This is a genomic window from Limosilactobacillus fermentum, assembly GCF_013394085.1.
GTDB lineage: Bacteria > Bacillota > Bacilli > Lactobacillales > Lactobacillaceae > Limosilactobacillus > Limosilactobacillus fermentum.
In genome coordinates this window covers 508,646-524,286 of record NZ_CP040910.1, presented here as the reverse complement: position 1 = coordinate 524,286, position 15,641 = coordinate 508,646, and the positions used below count along the sequence as shown (strand labels likewise).

Below are 15,641 nucleotides of genomic sequence, written 5' to 3'. Positions count from 1 at the left end.
ACTTTTTCTTATTGCTAGTGCTTAAACCAGCCACTAATTCGTTTGAACATCGGTCGCGGTTTGACGAAATTTTCCTTGGGGACGTAATCTTGCATCAACTTGAGGAGTTTCTTGGGTTCCTTAGCCGCAAAGATGTAACCACCGTTTTTCTTGGTCACCACTTGAATCCGGGGGATCCAGTGCCCCTTGAAAAAGACCGACACCATTACGTAGTCAATTTCTGACCACGGAATTTCAATGAACTTCCGCCGGTCCTTGTTATCAAAGTACTCGAAACCACCATCGCCGATCACGATGTTGCCGTAGGAGTTTTGGTACAGAAACGAAGTCGCTGGCATCACCAAGCGGGGCTGTTCGTTAATCAATTACAAAAGCCCCACAACGTGACCGAGGATCCCGACGATGAAAAGCCCCAAGATAATCACGATCGGTGAAACGTTCTTCTTCAACAACCACATGCACAAGATGGTTAGCAACAGGGCTGCTAAACCAGGAATCAATTGATCCAAGTTGTTTTGTAAGGTCGTCACCTTCGTGCTCGTCAAGGACAAGCCTTTACCCATGTCCCATTGTTGCAGAACCTTCTGCACCGAGTGCATGTTGTTTGGCAACTTATCCCATTCAATGTAGGCGCCCTTTTGCAGTGGCGTCTTGGAAACGACCGGCGTGAACTTGATGGAAACCCACCGTTCGATCAGCGTCCCGAGGATGAACATCCCCATCATGGAAGCCCCACGGGTAACGGTTTGTAAGAGGCCACCGGAAGTATCGTCAGTAATCCGCGTCCCTAACTTGTAGCCGTATTCTTGGGTGTACCACATGAAGGCAATCCGCAAGATGTTCCAAATCACGAAGAAGAGGATTGGGCCCATGATGTTACCGGAAATGGCCAGGGAAGCCCCTAACCCGGCAATGATTGGCCGCGCAGTAAACCAGAAGACTGGGTCCCCCACCCCGGCGAGTGGGCCCATCATCCCGACCTTCACCCCGGTAATGGCTTGGTCGTCAACTTCAACCCCGTTGGCCTTTTCTTCTTCTAGGGCCAAGGTCACCCCGATAATTGGGGAGGCCAGGTACGGGTGGGTGTTAAAGAATTCCAAGTGCCTCTTCAAGGCAGCCGCCCGGTCTTCTTTAGTCTTGTATAACTTCTTGATGGCAGGTGACATTGCGTAGGCATACCCACCGTTTTGCATCCGTTCGTAGTTCCAGGAACCCTGCAAGAAGGTTGACCGCATGCAGGCATCGAAGCGGTCACGCTTGCTTAACTTAATTTTTTCTTCAGCCATAATTCAATACCTCTTGATTAATTTCGGTTTAGTAATCATCCAAAATGTCGCCCAGCGGGTCACCGGCAGATTGACCACCGTTGCTGGAACCACCGTTACCGCCACCCTTGCTTTCCAATTGTAGGTAAAGTAGGGTTAAGGCCAGCCCTAAGGCCCCAATGGCAATCAGGGTCAGTTGGGAAACGGCGGCGAGGACGAACCCAATGATGAAGAATGGCCAAACTTCGCGGGTGGCGATCATGTTGATAACCATGGCGTAACCAACGGCCACCACCATCCCACCACCGATGGTCATCCCATCGGTCAGCCATGCTGGCATGGAGTTCAGGAAGTCACGAACAATGCTAGACGGAATTGACATTAAGGCAATCGCCGGAAGCGCAATCCGGAGCCCTTGTAAGGACAGGGCGATTAATTGCCAAGTGTTCACCCCACGGATGCTCCCCTTTTCGGCTTCGCGGTCCATGATGTGGGAGATGGCCACGGAGATCGTCCGTACCACCATCGTCAAGAATAAACCAGCCACGGCCAGCGGGATGGCGATCGCAATGGCAGTCCCAACGTCCTTACTTTGGCCCCCACCTTGAACAAAAATAATGGCAGATGCAACGGAAGCCAAAGCAATGTCAGGTGCCACGGCGGCCCCAATGTTGGCCCAACCCAAGGCGATCATTTGTAAAGATCCCCCGAGCATGATACATGGTACTAAGTGACCGGTCGCTAATCCGATCAGGGTACATGCAACCAGTGGTTGGTGGAATTGGAATTCATCCAAGACCCCTTCCATCCCCGCTAAGAACGCGAAGATGATAACTAAGATAACTGAGATCATTTTTCTCTCTCCTCAAATCCTATTTATTACCGTCAATCAATGACTGCGCCTTCTTTAACAACTCGTCCATGTTTTCTGGGGAGCTGTTTGGCACCTTACGAACATCGAACTTAACGCCCATGTCGCGAAGTTTCTTTAAGGTGTCGACGTCTTCTTGGTCCATCGCTAACACTTGGTTAACGTTGACCTTACCATTGGAGTAGGCCATCGAACCAACGTTAAGTTCCTTGATGTCGACCCCACTTTCGATCGCCTTTAAAGCGTCCTCTGGCGTTTCAAACAAGAGCATTGCCTTGGTCTTACCAAAACGAACGTCCTTGGCAACTTCGGCCATCTTCTTAATTGGAACCGTGTTGGCCGGTACTCCGGACGGCGCAGCCTGGGCGATCATGTTCTTACGCAACTTGTCTTTGGCAACGTTATCGGAAACAACGATGATCCGGTCTGGGTTGGCCGCCTTCGTCCAACCAGTGGCAACCTGACCGTGCAAAAGCCGGGTGTCGATCCGGGCCAAAACGTATTGAATTTGGCCGCTAGTTGGTAAATTAGCGCTGCCGGCCTTCTTAGCCGGAGCGGCTGGTTTTTCTTCTTGCGGGTTGAATTCTTCTGGGAAGACCTTAACCCCCTTCTTAGCCTCACCAACGATGCCCTTAATGACGTCCTTTGGATCTTGGCCACTAAACCGTGCCGAGTATGATTCAATCACCATCGGCAGGTTCATTCCGGCGGTAATTAACCAGTCACCGCCCTTTTCCTTTTCATTAATCAGGTTGCTTGCCTGATTAAATGGCGTCCCGCCCCCCGTACAATACCCCTTAGGGTTGACACTTTAAATAATAAAAGTGTCATCTCTAGGGGGTGTTTTGAATAGGAACATATTCAACGACGGAAAAATTAAGGTTACTCAGTAATTACCAAGATTCAGACTACTCACTCGGGGTATACGCGGATTATCACCAGGTGCGGACCTCTAGCCTTAACAGATGGATTAAACAATTTTTAACGGCTGGTTTAGCTGGATTGATTCGCCCTGAACACAATCACAGGTACACACTTCAAACCAAGCGATCAGCCGTTAAAGCTTACCTTTCAGGTACCCTGTCAGGCCAAGCAATTCTCAATAGATATCAAATTCGTAGTCTTTCCCAACTACATCAATGGATTGTCCGGTACAATAGTGGACAATTAAGTGTTGCTTACGCAACAAGAAAGCGAGCTAGGAAAGTGGGCCGAAAAGTTACTTTTGAGGAGAAACGGCAAATTACTCAATGGACAATTGATCACGAGTATAACTATCAAGCCGCGGCAAAGAAATTTAATGTCAGCTATCAACGGGTCTATTCATGGGTACGAAAGTACCAAAGAACTCACGATTGGGAATCCCTTCAGGATAACCGGGGTCGCCATAAAGGCAAAACACCAACCAATGAAGTGGAAAGATTACGACAAGAAGTAAGGCAGCTGAAAGCTAAAGCGAAGGAACGGGAGGTACAGATTGCCTTCGCAAAAAAATTGGTCGAAATACACAATCGGGAGGTGGAACGGCCGGACGATATCAAGCGATTCAGGAAATGAGCCAAAGTGGGTATAAGGTATCTGATCTAGTTAAAGCAGCCGGGGTAAGTCGGCAGGCTTACTACAAGTGGCTTACCCATGAACCGACGGTTCATGATATTCAAGATCAAGAAATTCTAAAGCTCGTTAAACAGTTAGAAGCACAACATAAACACTGCGTTGGTTATGACAAGATGACCCGTTTGATAAAGCAGGAAAGATTATCATACACAGTTAACAAGAAGCGCGTCATGCGCATTATGAAGGAACACAGTATTAAAGCGGACTATCGTCAGCCTAAGAGAAAACGTGTGCAGGAGCAGGAAACTTATGAAGCACAGAATACCCTGAACCGCCAGTTCGAACAAGCTGCCGCAAATCAGGTGTGGGTGACGGACACGACGGAAATTGCCTACAACATTCGTAAGTACAAAGTCCGTCTACACGTTGTCCTGGATCTATACGGTCAATACCCACTTAGCTGGATTATTACGCCTACAGAAACGAGTACTGGGGCTATTAAAGTATTTCAAATGGCCAAGCAGAAAGCCGGAGGTCTGGCACCGCTAATCCACACTGATCGCGGAGCAGCATATACTTCCAAAGCATTCAACCACTACTTGGCTAGTAATAACAGCCAACATAGTTACTCAGCCCCAGGAACACCAGCTGATAATGCGGTGATGGAGCACTGGTGGGCTGATTTTAAATCTATCTGGTTAGCACACTCACCACAACCACAAACGTTTGAAGACTTAGAACAGCTGGTGACAGAAGGCATCGATTACTTTACGCATTCCTTTATTTCAGGCAAAAGAAATGACCTTACCGCAGCAGAATACCGCTTTGGCAAGGCCAACTAGTTTTTATTATTTAATGTGTCAACTTGACAGGGTACAGTACCCCCAAAGGTCAGCCAAGAAAAGGATCTTTTCGGTATTGCCCAGACTGGCGATGGCTTCTTCTAACTTCTTGCGGAAGTCATCCGGCCCCTCATCTGGATTCAATGAGACCGCCACAACGTCTTCTTGCTTACCGAAGATCATTTCACTGGAGTGAAGGATCCCCTGGGACATCTGACCGTGGCTGATCAAGATAATACTAAACATCTACTGCCACCTAATGCCTTATAAACCGGATGGTATAAATTATGGGGCCGGCATTCTCTCCTTACAGATTTATAATTTGACCTAGCAAGTATGCGCTCGTTTCCGGTTTAAAGCCCTATAATTTCTGTAAACGCTTACTAAGTGCACTATATCTTAACATATTTTACAGGACTTGTGTTGCTTTCGGGGGGGGAGATTTTACCATCAAAGGGGTCAAATTAACCTAAACCAATCTTGTCCAATTAAGGGATTCGTGACCGAAACTCCGTTCTGTAAACCGATTCAATCAACCTTGACCATCTAGACTCCTGCCCCAATCAGCCTTTAAATTTTTTCAAAAAATAGCGGTTTTTGGTAACGATCGAGGACAATTTAAACCCCTTCTCCAAAATTATCGCCCCTCGCTAACCCTTTCCCTGGAATGGTGCTAAACTAAGGGTGGAAACTGTTTATCTATTTATAAGGAGGGGTTCTTATGTCAGTCAACCCACAACGTTCCCAAGATGTATACCGTGACGCCGGAAAAAACGTCCTCTTTTTGATGCTTTCCCTGAACCGCCAAGACCAAACCAATGAAAAGGCCGCCGTTGAGGAGACGGCAGACCGCTTGCAAGCGATCAAGCGCTCCTTAAACGTTCGCTACCCCGATAGTCACCTGCGGATTGCCTGCGGGATTTCTAGCAAGGCCTGGGATTACCTCTTCCCGCAGGCCCCGAAGCCAAAGGAATTAGAAGACTTCACCGGGATTAAGGGCGACAAATACGACGCCCCGGGAACTCCGGCCGACCTCTTCTTTCACGTCCGGGCCGATGACCAGTCGCTCACCTACGAAGTGATTGATGAGATCATGACCTTCTTGCGGCCAGTCACCAAGGTAGTTGATGAGACCCATGGCTTCCGCTACTTTGAAGGGCGGGCGATCATCGGGTTTGTCGACGGAACGGAAAACCCGGTCGACGCTGATGCCGTCGAATGGGGGATCATTCACGAAGAAGACCCCGAATTTGAAAACGGCTCTTACGCCTTTGCCCAGAAGTACCTCCACCAAATGGACGCCTGGAAGAGCCTCTCGACTGAGCAGCAGGAGCAAGTCATCGGGCGGCGGAAGTTCACCGATTTAGAACAGGGCGACGAGGACAAAAACCAGCGCGCCCATAACGTTGTTTCCCAAGACAACCGCAACGATGTCGAACACAAGATTATCCGGATGAACGTCCCCTTCTCCGACCCTGGTGAAAACGTAACGGGTACTTACTTCATTGGCTACGGTCGCTACTGGGACGTTACCAAGACGATGTTAACTAACATGTTCACCAAAAACGACCTCCTCTTGGACTATTCAACCCCGGTCAACGGTCAGGTCTTCTTCATCCCGTCAATTGACACCTTGGATAAGATCGCCGACGACGAATATTAGTAGTCTAAGTAGTCATTAACTAACTTACCAGGTCAGATCAGATACACAATCAGAGCCCAGGAGAAAAACGTGTTTTCTCCTGGGCTCTGATTGTCTTTCCGAATGTTAAACAGCAAGCGTGGTAACTGACCGCAAATCAGTTGTCCAAGCAAACCGAAAGATGGTGCGTAGTGCGCCAACCGTCACCCAACCTTACAAACGACCTGTCTCCGAGGTCACTTCCCGCCCCCCTCTTTAGTCCTCATTTTCCAGGGCGGCAAAGTATTTATCCAAGTACACCTGGTGACTAACGGCGGTGATCAAATTTTCTAGCATCCGTTTTTGCTCGGTGTTTTCCTTACCAACCGGGTCGGGCTGGTCTTTAAAGCCAAAGACAACGGCTAGGAGGTTCTCTAGTTCCTCGCAAAAGTAGTCGTAGGCCACCGCCACCTCGTAATTATCGCGTTGGATTCGTAGCGCCCGCTTTAAGTTATCTAAGGATAAGACGTTCTTAGCCACGGCGATAAAAATCAATTCCGCCACCTGTTCGCGCTGGTAGAGGCGTTTAGTGGGTCGGCCAATCATCCGGTACTTAACGTAATTGGAAATCATTGAGCTGGTTAGGGTGACGTCTTCTAAGGGCGCCAGTAGTTGATTGATCAGGCTAGTTACTTGTTCTAAGTACAACCCCACCGCCGGCAACTCCCCGTAGCGAGGTAAATGAAAGCCTTGAATTGACTCGGCCATCTGGGTCTCTAAATCACGCATCATTACTCCTCCTTATTTTCCCACCATTATAAGAAGGGCGCCACTTATTCGTCAACCACACCCGAAATCAAGTTTTTGAATAACCGTTGACATTGATCAGTTAATGATAATAGAATAGCGTCAATAAGGTTTTTCAAAAACCGCTTAGATAATCGAGGTATAAAAATGACTATTAAAATCATCACTGATTCCGGCGCCAATCTGACCACGCCAACCATTAACGGAATTGACCACGTCACCGTCCCCCTCACCCTCACCGTTAGTGGTAACCACTACGTTGACGATACAAACCTTGACTTGCCCTCCTTTCAAGCCGCCCTCTTTTCCTCCAAAGAAAAGACCGGGTCGGCCTGCCCCAGCACCGGGGCATGGACCCAAGCCTTCGTTGGCGCCGACGAAATATACGTCATTACCATTACCGCAGCCCTGTCCGGTTCCTTTAACGCCGCCCGCCACGCCGCCGAGCTCTATCAAGAGGAGCACCCCGAAGTGAAGATCCACGTCTTTAATTCTAAGGTGGCCGGGCCGGCAATGGCCCTGCTGGCCGAACAAATTGCCCAGCTCGTCAACCAGGGACGCACCTTTGAAGAGGTGGTTACCCAAACGGAAGCTACCCTTGCTAACAACAAGCTACTCTTCATGCTCCAGTCCTTAAACAATTTGGCCAACAACGGCCGGGTTAAACCCGCCCTGGCTAAATTGGCCCAAGCCCTCGGGATCAACGTAATTGGCTCGACCAGCGCCGACGGTAACTTTGAACTAGTCGCCAAAACGCGCAAGGGCAAGCGGGTCTTAAATAAACTAGTCGACCAACTAACCGACCGGGGCTTTCGGGGCGGCCGGGTAATTATCGACCACGTTGCCAACCTCGCCGGCGCAAATCAACTAGCCACCCTGATCACGGCCACCTACCCAACGGCACAGATCACGATCAACCAATGCCGGGGGCTCTGTTCCCTATACGCCGAGGAGGGGGGCTTAATGATCGGCTTTGCCGCTGGCTAACTGGGCCCGGTGGTTGACAGATTGGTGCAGACCTCTTATTCTGGAGGACGTATGATACCGTTTTCTAACTTTAATGAGGTGATCCAATGGCAGAACCATTTTTCTTAACTCCCGTTTTCCACGAAAAGATCTGGGGCGGGCGCCGACTCGCAACCGACTTTAACTACCAGCTTCCGGACGGGAAGATCGGCGAGTGTTGGGCCATTTCTGGGCACCCCCACGGGCCAAGCCAGATCGCCAACGGCCGCTACCAAGGCCAACCTCTCCCCGATATTTACCGTGACCACCCGGAACTCTTCGGTAACAGCCACTCCCCCGTCTTTCCTTTATTAACGAAGATTTTAGACGCCGAAGCCAGCCTGTCGGTTCAAGTCCACCCTGATGACGAATACGCCGCCGAACACGAGCACGAGCTGGGAAAAACCGAGTGTTGGTACGTCATCAGTGCCGAACCCGGTTCCTACCTCACCTACGGCCACTCCGCCAAGACACGGGCACAGTTAAAGGACCTAATTGACCACCAAGAATGGGGACAACTCTTCTTAAAACGGCCCGTTAAAACCGGCGATTTTGTTTACGTTCCAAGTGGCACCATCCACGCTTTAAACAAGGGGATCGTGGTCCTAGAAACCCAACAGAGCTCCGACACCACTTACCGCCTCTACGACTACGATCGTGTTGACGCCACCACTGGTCAAAAACGGGCGCTCCATCTTCAACAAGCCACGGACGTGACCACGGTTCCCTTCGAAGAACCACACCTGACACCAGTCGTTGAGTACCGCGGCTCCTCAACGATCACCACCCTAGTGGCCCCGCCACTTTCGCCTTACTTCACCGTCTACAAGTGGGAAGTCAGCGGTGAGCTTTCGTTAACCGCCCAACGCCCCTACACCTTGGTTTCCGTCATCAAGGGGCAGGGACAGCTCACCGTCGACGGGGACGCTTACCCCCTCCAAAAGGGCGACCACTTCCTCTTGCCGGCCGACGTGACGGCGTGGACCCTGACCGGGGAATTAACTATGATCGCTTCCACCAGCACCGTTTAATTACATCACCCTTATTAAAAAAGCTGGAGACGACCGTTTTAAGCAACGGTCGCTCCAGCTTTTTATTTGGTTGTATCAATCCATTCATCCAAGAGCTCAGCTTTCCCTACCCAAATGTTTCTTCTTACTCCCCTCGTGGTGGCTAGTTAAGAATTTGGCCACCTGCTGGTATTGGGACTCGGCAACGCTGTTCTTGCGGTACACCATCGTCAACGGGTGGTTCACCACAAAGTCGGGTAGGTCCAACCGGTGCAACTTACCATCCCGAAGCAGCCCTTCCACTAGGGGGAGGTACATAAACGAGATCCCCCGCCCCTGCAAGAGCAGCTTGATGATCGTGGTCGGGTTATCGACTTCGATGACCCGGGAAAAATCATTAACCGAATAATTGTGGGTCGCCAGCCACCCTTCCAAAATCATCCGGGTCCCGGATCCCGCTTCCCGTAAGTAAAGGGGGGTGTTAAAGGCCGCTTCCCAATCGCGCGGGCCATGCGGTTGGGCCATGACCGGGCCAAACGCCGCCGTCCCCAGGGGGAGTACCCCGTACGCCTCTTTATGGAAGTTTCCCTCCACCAAGGCCAGGTCGATGGTCCCATCGTCAATTGCCTGGAGGAGTTGATCGGTGTTGGCGGTGTGGATCTTAACCTGGTGGCCGGCATCGACCAATTCGCCTAGTAACTCGGGAAGCATGAACTCCGCTAGGGAAAGGGTCGCCCCCAACCTCAACGGGACCGGTTCTGCACCACGCAACTGTTCCAACAGCTGGTCGACGTTTAGACTTTCGCGGTGCAGGTAGTTGGTTAAGTGCTCAGCCGCCTTGGTGACCTGGATTCGCTTGCCGCGCCGGTGCACCAACTCCAGGTTTAATTCGTTTTCTAAGGCGGTGATCTGCTGGGAAACGGCCGGTTGGCTAATGAAGAGCCGCTCGGCCGTCGCCGTGAAAGAACCAGTTTCAACCAGTGTTGCTAGGGTCAAAAGCCGGTGATCGTAAAGCGGATTCATCGGGGCGCCCTCCTTTCTTATAAATAAAGCTTACTAACTTACAACTTTTCAGTATTTTTAATTATAACTATACCATGCTAAAGTTAAAAAAGTAATAAGAGAGAGGAGATCAATCGTCACATGAACGTTGTTTTATCACGTAACTTTGCGTCTGCCTTCGGGCTGACCCTTATTTGCTCCCTGCTGGGTTCTTACCTCGCTGGTTTTCCCTACCTTGAGGTGATTGGGGCCCTGGTGATTTCGCTCATCCTCGGGATGCTCGCCCAAACTTACGAACCGGCAATCAGCTACTCGCAAGCCGGGATCGGCCTCATTTCCAACAAATTCCTACGGCTCGGGATCATCCTGTTGGGTTTCAAGCTTAACCTGATCTCGTTAGCCCAGGCCGGGGTTAAAACGATCACCCTGGCGGTCTTCATCGTCACGGGCACCATCCTGGTCACCTACAACATCGCCCGCCGCTTTGGGGTGGAAGACCACTTAGCGATCCTGACCGCTTCGGGGACCGGGATCTGTGGGGCCGCCGCCGTAATGGGGATCTCATCACAGTTCACCAGCAAGGAAGGCCAAGAAGAGCGCGACCGTGAAGACGAAGTCGTCGCCGTCGCCATCGTCGCCATCTTAGGCACCCTCTTCACCCTGATCGAAATTGGCCTCAAGCCCCTTCTACACATGACCGCCGTTCAGTTCGGGGTCATGACTGGGGGTAGCCTCCACGAAATCGCCCACGCCGTTGCCGCCGGTTCCGCCGGTGGGCCGGTCAGCTTAGACACCGCCATTATCACCAAGTTGTCCCGGGTCCTCTTGCTCGCCCCCGCAGCGATCATCATTGGGCTTTGGTACCAACGCAAGCAGGCTAAGGCGGCCGGCTCCACCAACGGCGAGAAGGGCTCCTTACCAATTCCGTGGTTCATGCTCGGCTTTATCTTAGCCTCCGTGATCGGGACCTTTGTTCCCCTTGGCGCACCGGTCTTGGCCATGCTGGTTAAGCTCGCCTACCTAGTCTTAGGGATGGCGATGGCCGCCCTGGGGATGAGCGTTAACTTCCGGGTCCTCTTGACCCGGGGACGTAACGCCCTGATTGCCTCCACGATTAGCTCGGTAATCCTGTTGACCTTCGTTATCCTAATGAGCAAACTGCTTTTCTAAAACAGCTCATGTGTTTCACCTTCGGGGCTACGACAATGTCGTAGCCCCTTTTTTGTACCTGCAAAACCCTGTCAACGAATTACCATCATGGTAGTCCAGTGACAGGATTTAGCGGCGCACCACAATTACTAGCCCGCCCTTCTTGGGCCTCAAAAAGCCCCCTCCCGTTCTGTTACCAGTGACCACGTTCATTTCCTTCACCGCTCCTACTCACGCCCAGGCGGCCTTAGCCGGCTTATTAGCACCGTCTCTAGCCGTGGGCGTCCACCAGTCTAAACTAGCGTCGAACAACCAAGGTCAGGGCGCCGCTCGGTTAAACAAAAAATGAACCCCTCGCTGGAAAATTCCACCGGGGGGTTCATCGTAGTGATAACCTAACCTATGATTATTTTAATATTAGTACCAACCGTTAGCAAGCCAGAAGGACTTAGCGGCACTCCAAGAACCGTAACGGGAAGCAACGTATTGGTCAGCAACCCGTTCTTGGTTAGCAGCGGAGTAATCCCCACCTAAGTAAGCACGGGAAAGTTGGTACTTACCGTAGTAGTTACCGTTTTGAGCGGTGTAGGAACCACCAGATTCGCGAGCGGCGATCCAAGACTTTGCAGCGTCATCGGAGCTAGACGTGGTCGTCGTAGCAGCGGTGCTCGTTGCCGGCGTGGTAGCTTGTGCTTGCGTGTTCGTGCTTGCTTGGGAACTTGCGGTGCTAGTCGTGTTAGCAGACGGCAAGGTTTGTGCTTGTGCTTGCGTAGCTTGGGTGATTTCACCGTTGTCCTTGATCAGCAATTGTTGACCAACGTAGATCAAGTTGATGTTTTGGATGTTGTTGTTCTTGGCTAAGGAATCAACCAAGCTGTTGTTGTTGGCGAACTTTTGGGAGATGCCGGACAGGGTGTCACCTGACTGAACAGTGTACACCGTGTCGGCGTTCGCAACGCTAGCGGTAGCGGCTACCCCTAATGCGGCCGCACCAAGGGTTGCAGAAATCTTCAGTAAGTTCTTCTTTAACATAGAGTATTTAACCATCCTTTTATTTTCGTTTACGTGTGCTCTCAAATTTACGTTCCTAATGATACAAGGAGAATGTTACTAAAAGATTTCAGGCGAGTTGCGGATGGCGGCGAACAACCGCCGATTTTGTAATCTTTTGTAACAAAGTGCCGTTCGTGAAAAAACGGACTAGATATCAATCGCTAACCGGCCGGGGTTTTCAAGTTTGCCTAACTTTATTTGAAGGTTTGCCAAATTAAGCCTAAAAAAAGGCAAATCTTTCGAAAAAAGATCATAGAATCTTAGTTTCGAAGCGATTTGCCTTCAAATTTAGCTGAATATTACAAAATTGTTGCAAACGTCTTGGTTAGGTAACGTGCCACCCCGTCTTCCTCGTTAGAAGCCGTTTCGTGGTCGGCAATTGCCTTGACGGCGGGGAGCCCGTTGGCCATTACCACCCCATCACCGGCCGCCTTGAGCATCCCGGCATCGTTATCGGCGTCGCCAAAGGCCATCAGGTCCGCAAAATCCAACCCAAAGTGGTTTAAGAGGTGCTTTATGCCCACCGCCTTGTCACTACCCTGGGGTAGAAATTCTAAAATATGGGGTTGGGACTGAACCACTTGTACCCGTTTGGTGATCCGGTCAGTTGCCAACACTTCACTCTTAACGGCTGGCATTTCCTCAGCCGGAATCGCCATCACATTCTTGGCGTAAACGTGGTCTTCTGCCGCTAACTGCTCAAAGGTGGTGTCTTCAAAGCGGATGTTTTTAATTGTTTGCTGGTACAAGGAGCGGTGGTCGGGATCAATTTCATAGATCTGTTCAAAGTCCAACACGTCCATCGGTAACCGGCGCGCGGCCATAAAGTCGTGAACTGGGACCAGATCCTCCTTACTCAGCCCGTTTTGGTAGAGAGCCTCACGGGATTGATTGTTGATCACGAGGCCCCCGTTAAAGGTAATCGTAAAGTCATCTGGCCGGGTCAGGTCCAGTTGCTCAATCAAGTGCCAAATGGCGTTAATCGGTCGTCCCGTACATAAAACCACCTTTATCCCTTGCTCGTGAAGGCGGCGTAAGATTTTCGTGTTAGCCGGACTAATTTCCTTTTGGTTATTTAACAGGGTGTTGTCCAAGTCGAGTGCAATCATCTTTTTCATCGGTTTCAATTCTTCTTTCTTCCTATATAATCATTCATTTTTAAGAATCGTGGTCAGTAGCAACCGGGTAAACTGGACATTCCCTTCCGGTCCCATGTGAACCCGGTCCTTGGCAAACCAACTGGCGTGCCCCTTGGATTGGGCATTCCAATCAACTAAGTGGACGTTTGAATGCTCCTTGGCGGTCTTTTTTAACTGACTGTTGACCGTCTTCTCCCAGCTCTTGGTTGGTAAGTGGGCGTTAATCCAGTAAATCTGGCGCCCCTTCCCAACCGCAGCTAGGATTTCGTTGACCGTTTGGGTGGTCATTGGACCGTTAGTACCCAGGTTTAAGACCACGATCTTGGCGAGGCGGCCGTTCTTTTTGAGTTCCTTAATGATGGCCGGCCCCGCACTCCCCTGGCGCCCCACCTGTGCGTCTACGTATGCGTCGGGCACCAGTTCTTGGATGTTTTGAGCGGCGTCGGCCATTACCGAATCCCCAATCACGGTCATCTTTAGCTTCCCCAAGGCCTTAATTTGTTTCGTGCTCAGTTGGTACTTCGTCTTCAAAGACTTAGCGTTAACATTTACCTTGGGGGCCTTCCCCGCCGCAATTAACTTGTTGCGAGCGGCCGTAGCTTCGTTCGCCTTAGTTAAGTGGTTTTGTAAGGCGGTCTTAGCCGGCGCCTTTTCCGGCAGCGCTAATCCGACTAGCGCTACGCAAACCAAGAGACTAGTGGCTCCCAGCCGAACCCACCGTTTGAGGCCCGCTGGCCGCGTTTTGAGTTTCCCCACCAGTTCCTTAAGCTGGAGGTTTTTGGCCGGCATTTCCACTAGGCGGTAGGAAAGTTCCGCCGCCACCAAAATCATGGCCACCTCAATGAAGCCATTGATGAAGGGGTGCGCCCCGACTTGAACCTTGGCCTCGTAAAAGATCATGATCGGGAATTGATAAATGTAGATTCCATACGACCGACGTCCGATCCAAGAAAAGACCGGGTTGGTTAGCCAACGATTCATCGACGCCCCCGGGTGGACAATTGTCGCCAATAAAACCATCCCGGCGAGGCTGTACAAGAACATCCCGCCAAAGTAGGTAAACTTGGCCTGCCCATCCAAGCTACAAAAGCCAATTAGAATTATTAGGAGGCTAATGACCCCACCCCCGTTTAGGATCGTCTTCCCGGTGGGGGGCAAATTGCCCCGGAGGTGTTTTCGCGGCCACACCATCGCTAACCACGCCCCCAGTAACAGGGAAAAAGCACGGGTGTCGGTCCCGTAATAGACCCGGTTTAAATTGGCTGGGTTATACAGGACCGCCATCAAAACCGCCGATAACACGGCCAGGGTCAGGGTCAACCACTTAATTAACCGGCGCCGCTTGCCCAAACCAACTAACACGATAAACAACAGGGCGGGCCAAATTAAATAAAACTGAGCCTCCACCCCGAGGGTCCAGAGGTGGGTAAAGGGGGACTCGCCACTGAAGCGATCGAAGTAGGACTGGCCGTGGCCAATTTCCCACCAGTTATACACCCACAGCAGGTTGGTCACCACCACCTGTCGGAGTTGGTAAAGGAGCTGGTGGCTAAACAGGGTAATGTAAACTACCGTCACCAACAACATCCCCACCAGGGGCGGATACAAGCGTCGGAAACGCCGCCGGTAAAAACTAATGAGGTCGATCGTTTGATGTTGGTCCCACTCGTTTTGCAGCTGGTCAGTGACAAAGTAACCCGAAATCAACAGGAAGAGGGGCACCCCCAAAAAGCCCCCTGGTAACTGCGCGATGAAGAGGTGGTAAATGATGACCCCCACCACCGCGAGCGTCCGCATCCCGTCCACTCCCGTAACGTAGCGACTCCCCTGGTCGGTCCTTTCCGGCCTGATCTTTTGCATGTCGACCTCCTATCCGACGTGATTTTCGCGCAGAATGGTTTCCACCAGCTCCTCTTCGGCTGGGGTCTTTTCCCATTCCTCCCAGTGATCCATCGTTTCTTCTTGTGAATAAAAGTGTTCGTTGACGTAGTTTTCGTACTTAATTACGGTTTGGGAGTGCGGAATGTTTAACTTCAAAATCCGGACTTCCTTAATGTAGCCCCGCTCAGCCGCCAGTTCGGCGCGACCGTTGTGGACCATGTTACCAATTTCAAAGTACTTAGTCCCGTCAAGCCGGGTAATCTGTTCAATCAGATCCAGCGTTCCTGGACGTTGTGCCATCAAATCCCTCCTTTTTTCTTATCTCCCCCTATTTTACGCTGTTCACAGCAAAAAAGCGGTGAAAAAAGAAAATCACTGCCCGGGAAGGCAGTGATCGGCATAAGAGAGAAAGAGAATTGATTAGAAGGTAAATACTTAA

The 15,641-nt window shown here is 50.9% G+C and carries 16 protein-coding genes and 1 pseudogene; 6 read left to right on the top strand and 11 right to left on the bottom strand.

Annotated features, from left to right (window positions below):
• Positions 1 to 14: 14 nt before the first annotated feature.
• From FG166_RS02500 to FG166_RS02485, 4 genes and pseudogenes are all read right to left on the bottom strand, one after another.
• Positions 15 to 365 carry a DUF956 family protein gene (locus FG166_RS02500; protein WP_003682690.1) on the bottom strand — a complete coding sequence of 117 codons (351 nt, stop codon included), beginning with the start codon at positions 363 to 365 and terminating at the stop codon, positions 15 to 17.
• Positions 366 to 1,286, bottom strand: coding sequence for a PTS system mannose/fructose/sorbose family transporter subunit IID (locus tag FG166_RS02495; RefSeq protein WP_003682688.1), 921 nt, complete (start codon positions 1,284 to 1,286; stop codon positions 366 to 368).
• A gap of 28 nt (positions 1,287 to 1,314) precedes the next feature.
• On the bottom strand, positions 1,315 to 2,118 hold the full coding sequence (locus FG166_RS02490; protein WP_003682687.1) for a PTS mannose/fructose/sorbose transporter subunit IIC: 804 nt from the start codon (positions 2,116 to 2,118) through the stop codon (positions 1,315 to 1,317).
• Positions 2,119 to 2,137: 19 nt separating this feature from the next.
• Positions 2,138 to 2,917, bottom strand: a pseudogene (locus FG166_RS02485) (PTS sugar transporter subunit IIB); the annotation flags it as partial.
• Between the two features lie 161 nt (positions 2,918 to 3,078).
• Here FG166_RS02485 and FG166_RS02480 point away from each other — a divergent pair.
• Positions 3,079 to 3,693: a helix-turn-helix domain-containing protein gene (locus tag FG166_RS02480; RefSeq protein WP_035431426.1), complete on the top strand. Its 615-nt coding sequence runs from the start codon at positions 3,079 to 3,081 to the stop codon at positions 3,691 to 3,693.
• Entirely contained in the window at positions 3,690 to 4,535 is an 846-nt protein-coding gene (locus tag FG166_RS02475) for an IS3 family transposase (RefSeq protein ID WP_015638482.1), read from the top strand. The genes FG166_RS02480 and FG166_RS02475 overlap by 4 nt, the downstream gene beginning before the upstream one ends.
• A gap of 18 nt (positions 4,536 to 4,553) precedes the next feature.
• Here FG166_RS02475 and FG166_RS02470 read toward each other — a convergent pair whose 3' ends face one another.
• Complete coding sequence (locus FG166_RS02470; protein ID WP_003682683.1) at positions 4,554 to 4,781, bottom strand: PTS sugar transporter subunit IIA; 228 nt, start codon at positions 4,779 to 4,781, stop codon at positions 4,554 to 4,556.
• Between the two features lie 475 nt (positions 4,782 to 5,256).
• Here FG166_RS02470 and FG166_RS02465 point away from each other — a divergent pair, with 475 nt between their 5' ends.
• Positions 5,257 to 6,198, top strand: a complete 942-nt coding sequence (locus FG166_RS02465; protein WP_003682680.1) for a Dyp-type peroxidase — start codon at positions 5,257 to 5,259, stop codon at positions 6,196 to 6,198.
• A 234-nt stretch (positions 6,199 to 6,432) separates the two neighbouring features.
• Here FG166_RS02465 and FG166_RS02460 read toward each other — a convergent pair whose 3' ends face one another.
• A complete protein-coding gene (locus FG166_RS02460) occupies positions 6,433 to 6,948 on the bottom strand; it encodes a DUF1836 domain-containing protein (RefSeq protein ID WP_003682679.1) in 516 nt (171 codons plus the stop codon).
• Between the two features lie 162 nt (positions 6,949 to 7,110).
• Between FG166_RS02460 and FG166_RS02455 the strand changes: the two genes are divergently transcribed.
• The gene (locus tag FG166_RS02455; RefSeq protein ID WP_003682677.1) at positions 7,111 to 7,950 is read left to right on the top strand and encodes a DegV family protein; all 840 of its coding nucleotides are present in this window, start codon (positions 7,111 to 7,113) and stop codon (positions 7,948 to 7,950) included.
• 86 nt (positions 7,951 to 8,036) lie between these two features.
• On the top strand, positions 8,037 to 8,999 hold the full coding sequence (locus tag FG166_RS02450; RefSeq protein ID WP_003682675.1) for a type I phosphomannose isomerase catalytic subunit: 963 nt from the start codon (positions 8,037 to 8,039) through the stop codon (positions 8,997 to 8,999).
• Positions 9,000 to 9,095: 96 nt separating this feature from the next.
• On the opposite strand, the gene FG166_RS02445 is transcribed toward FG166_RS02450, so the two are convergent.
• Positions 9,096 to 10,001, bottom strand: coding sequence for a LysR family transcriptional regulator (locus FG166_RS02445; protein WP_003682674.1), 906 nt, complete (start codon positions 9,999 to 10,001; stop codon positions 9,096 to 9,098).
• Between the two features lie 120 nt (positions 10,002 to 10,121).
• Here FG166_RS02445 and FG166_RS02440 point away from each other — a divergent pair, with 120 nt between their 5' ends.
• Positions 10,122 to 11,150, top strand: coding sequence for a YeiH family protein (locus FG166_RS02440; protein ID WP_003682672.1), 1,029 nt, complete (start codon positions 10,122 to 10,124; stop codon positions 11,148 to 11,150).
• Between the two features lie 396 nt (positions 11,151 to 11,546).
• On the opposite strand, the gene apf is transcribed toward FG166_RS02440, so the two are convergent.
• The 4 genes from apf to FG166_RS02420 form a co-directional block, all read right to left on the bottom strand.
• Entirely contained in the window at positions 11,547 to 12,161 is a 615-nt protein-coding gene (gene apf, locus FG166_RS02435) for an aggregation-promoting factor (RefSeq protein WP_021350141.1), read from the bottom strand.
• Between the two features lie 320 nt (positions 12,162 to 12,481).
• Entirely contained in the window at positions 12,482 to 13,300 is an 819-nt protein-coding gene (locus tag FG166_RS02430; RefSeq protein WP_003682670.1) for a Cof-type HAD-IIB family hydrolase, read from the bottom strand.
• A gap of 30 nt (positions 13,301 to 13,330) precedes the next feature.
• Positions 13,331 to 15,181, bottom strand: a complete 1,851-nt coding sequence (locus tag FG166_RS02425; RefSeq protein WP_003682668.1) for an acyltransferase family protein — start codon at positions 15,179 to 15,181, stop codon at positions 13,331 to 13,333.
• Positions 15,182 to 15,190: 9 nt separating this feature from the next.
• Positions 15,191 to 15,502 (bottom strand): hypothetical protein, encoded by a 312-nt coding sequence (locus tag FG166_RS02420; RefSeq protein ID WP_003682667.1) that lies wholly within the window; start codon positions 15,500 to 15,502, stop codon positions 15,191 to 15,193.
• Positions 15,503 to 15,641 lie beyond the last annotated feature (139 nt).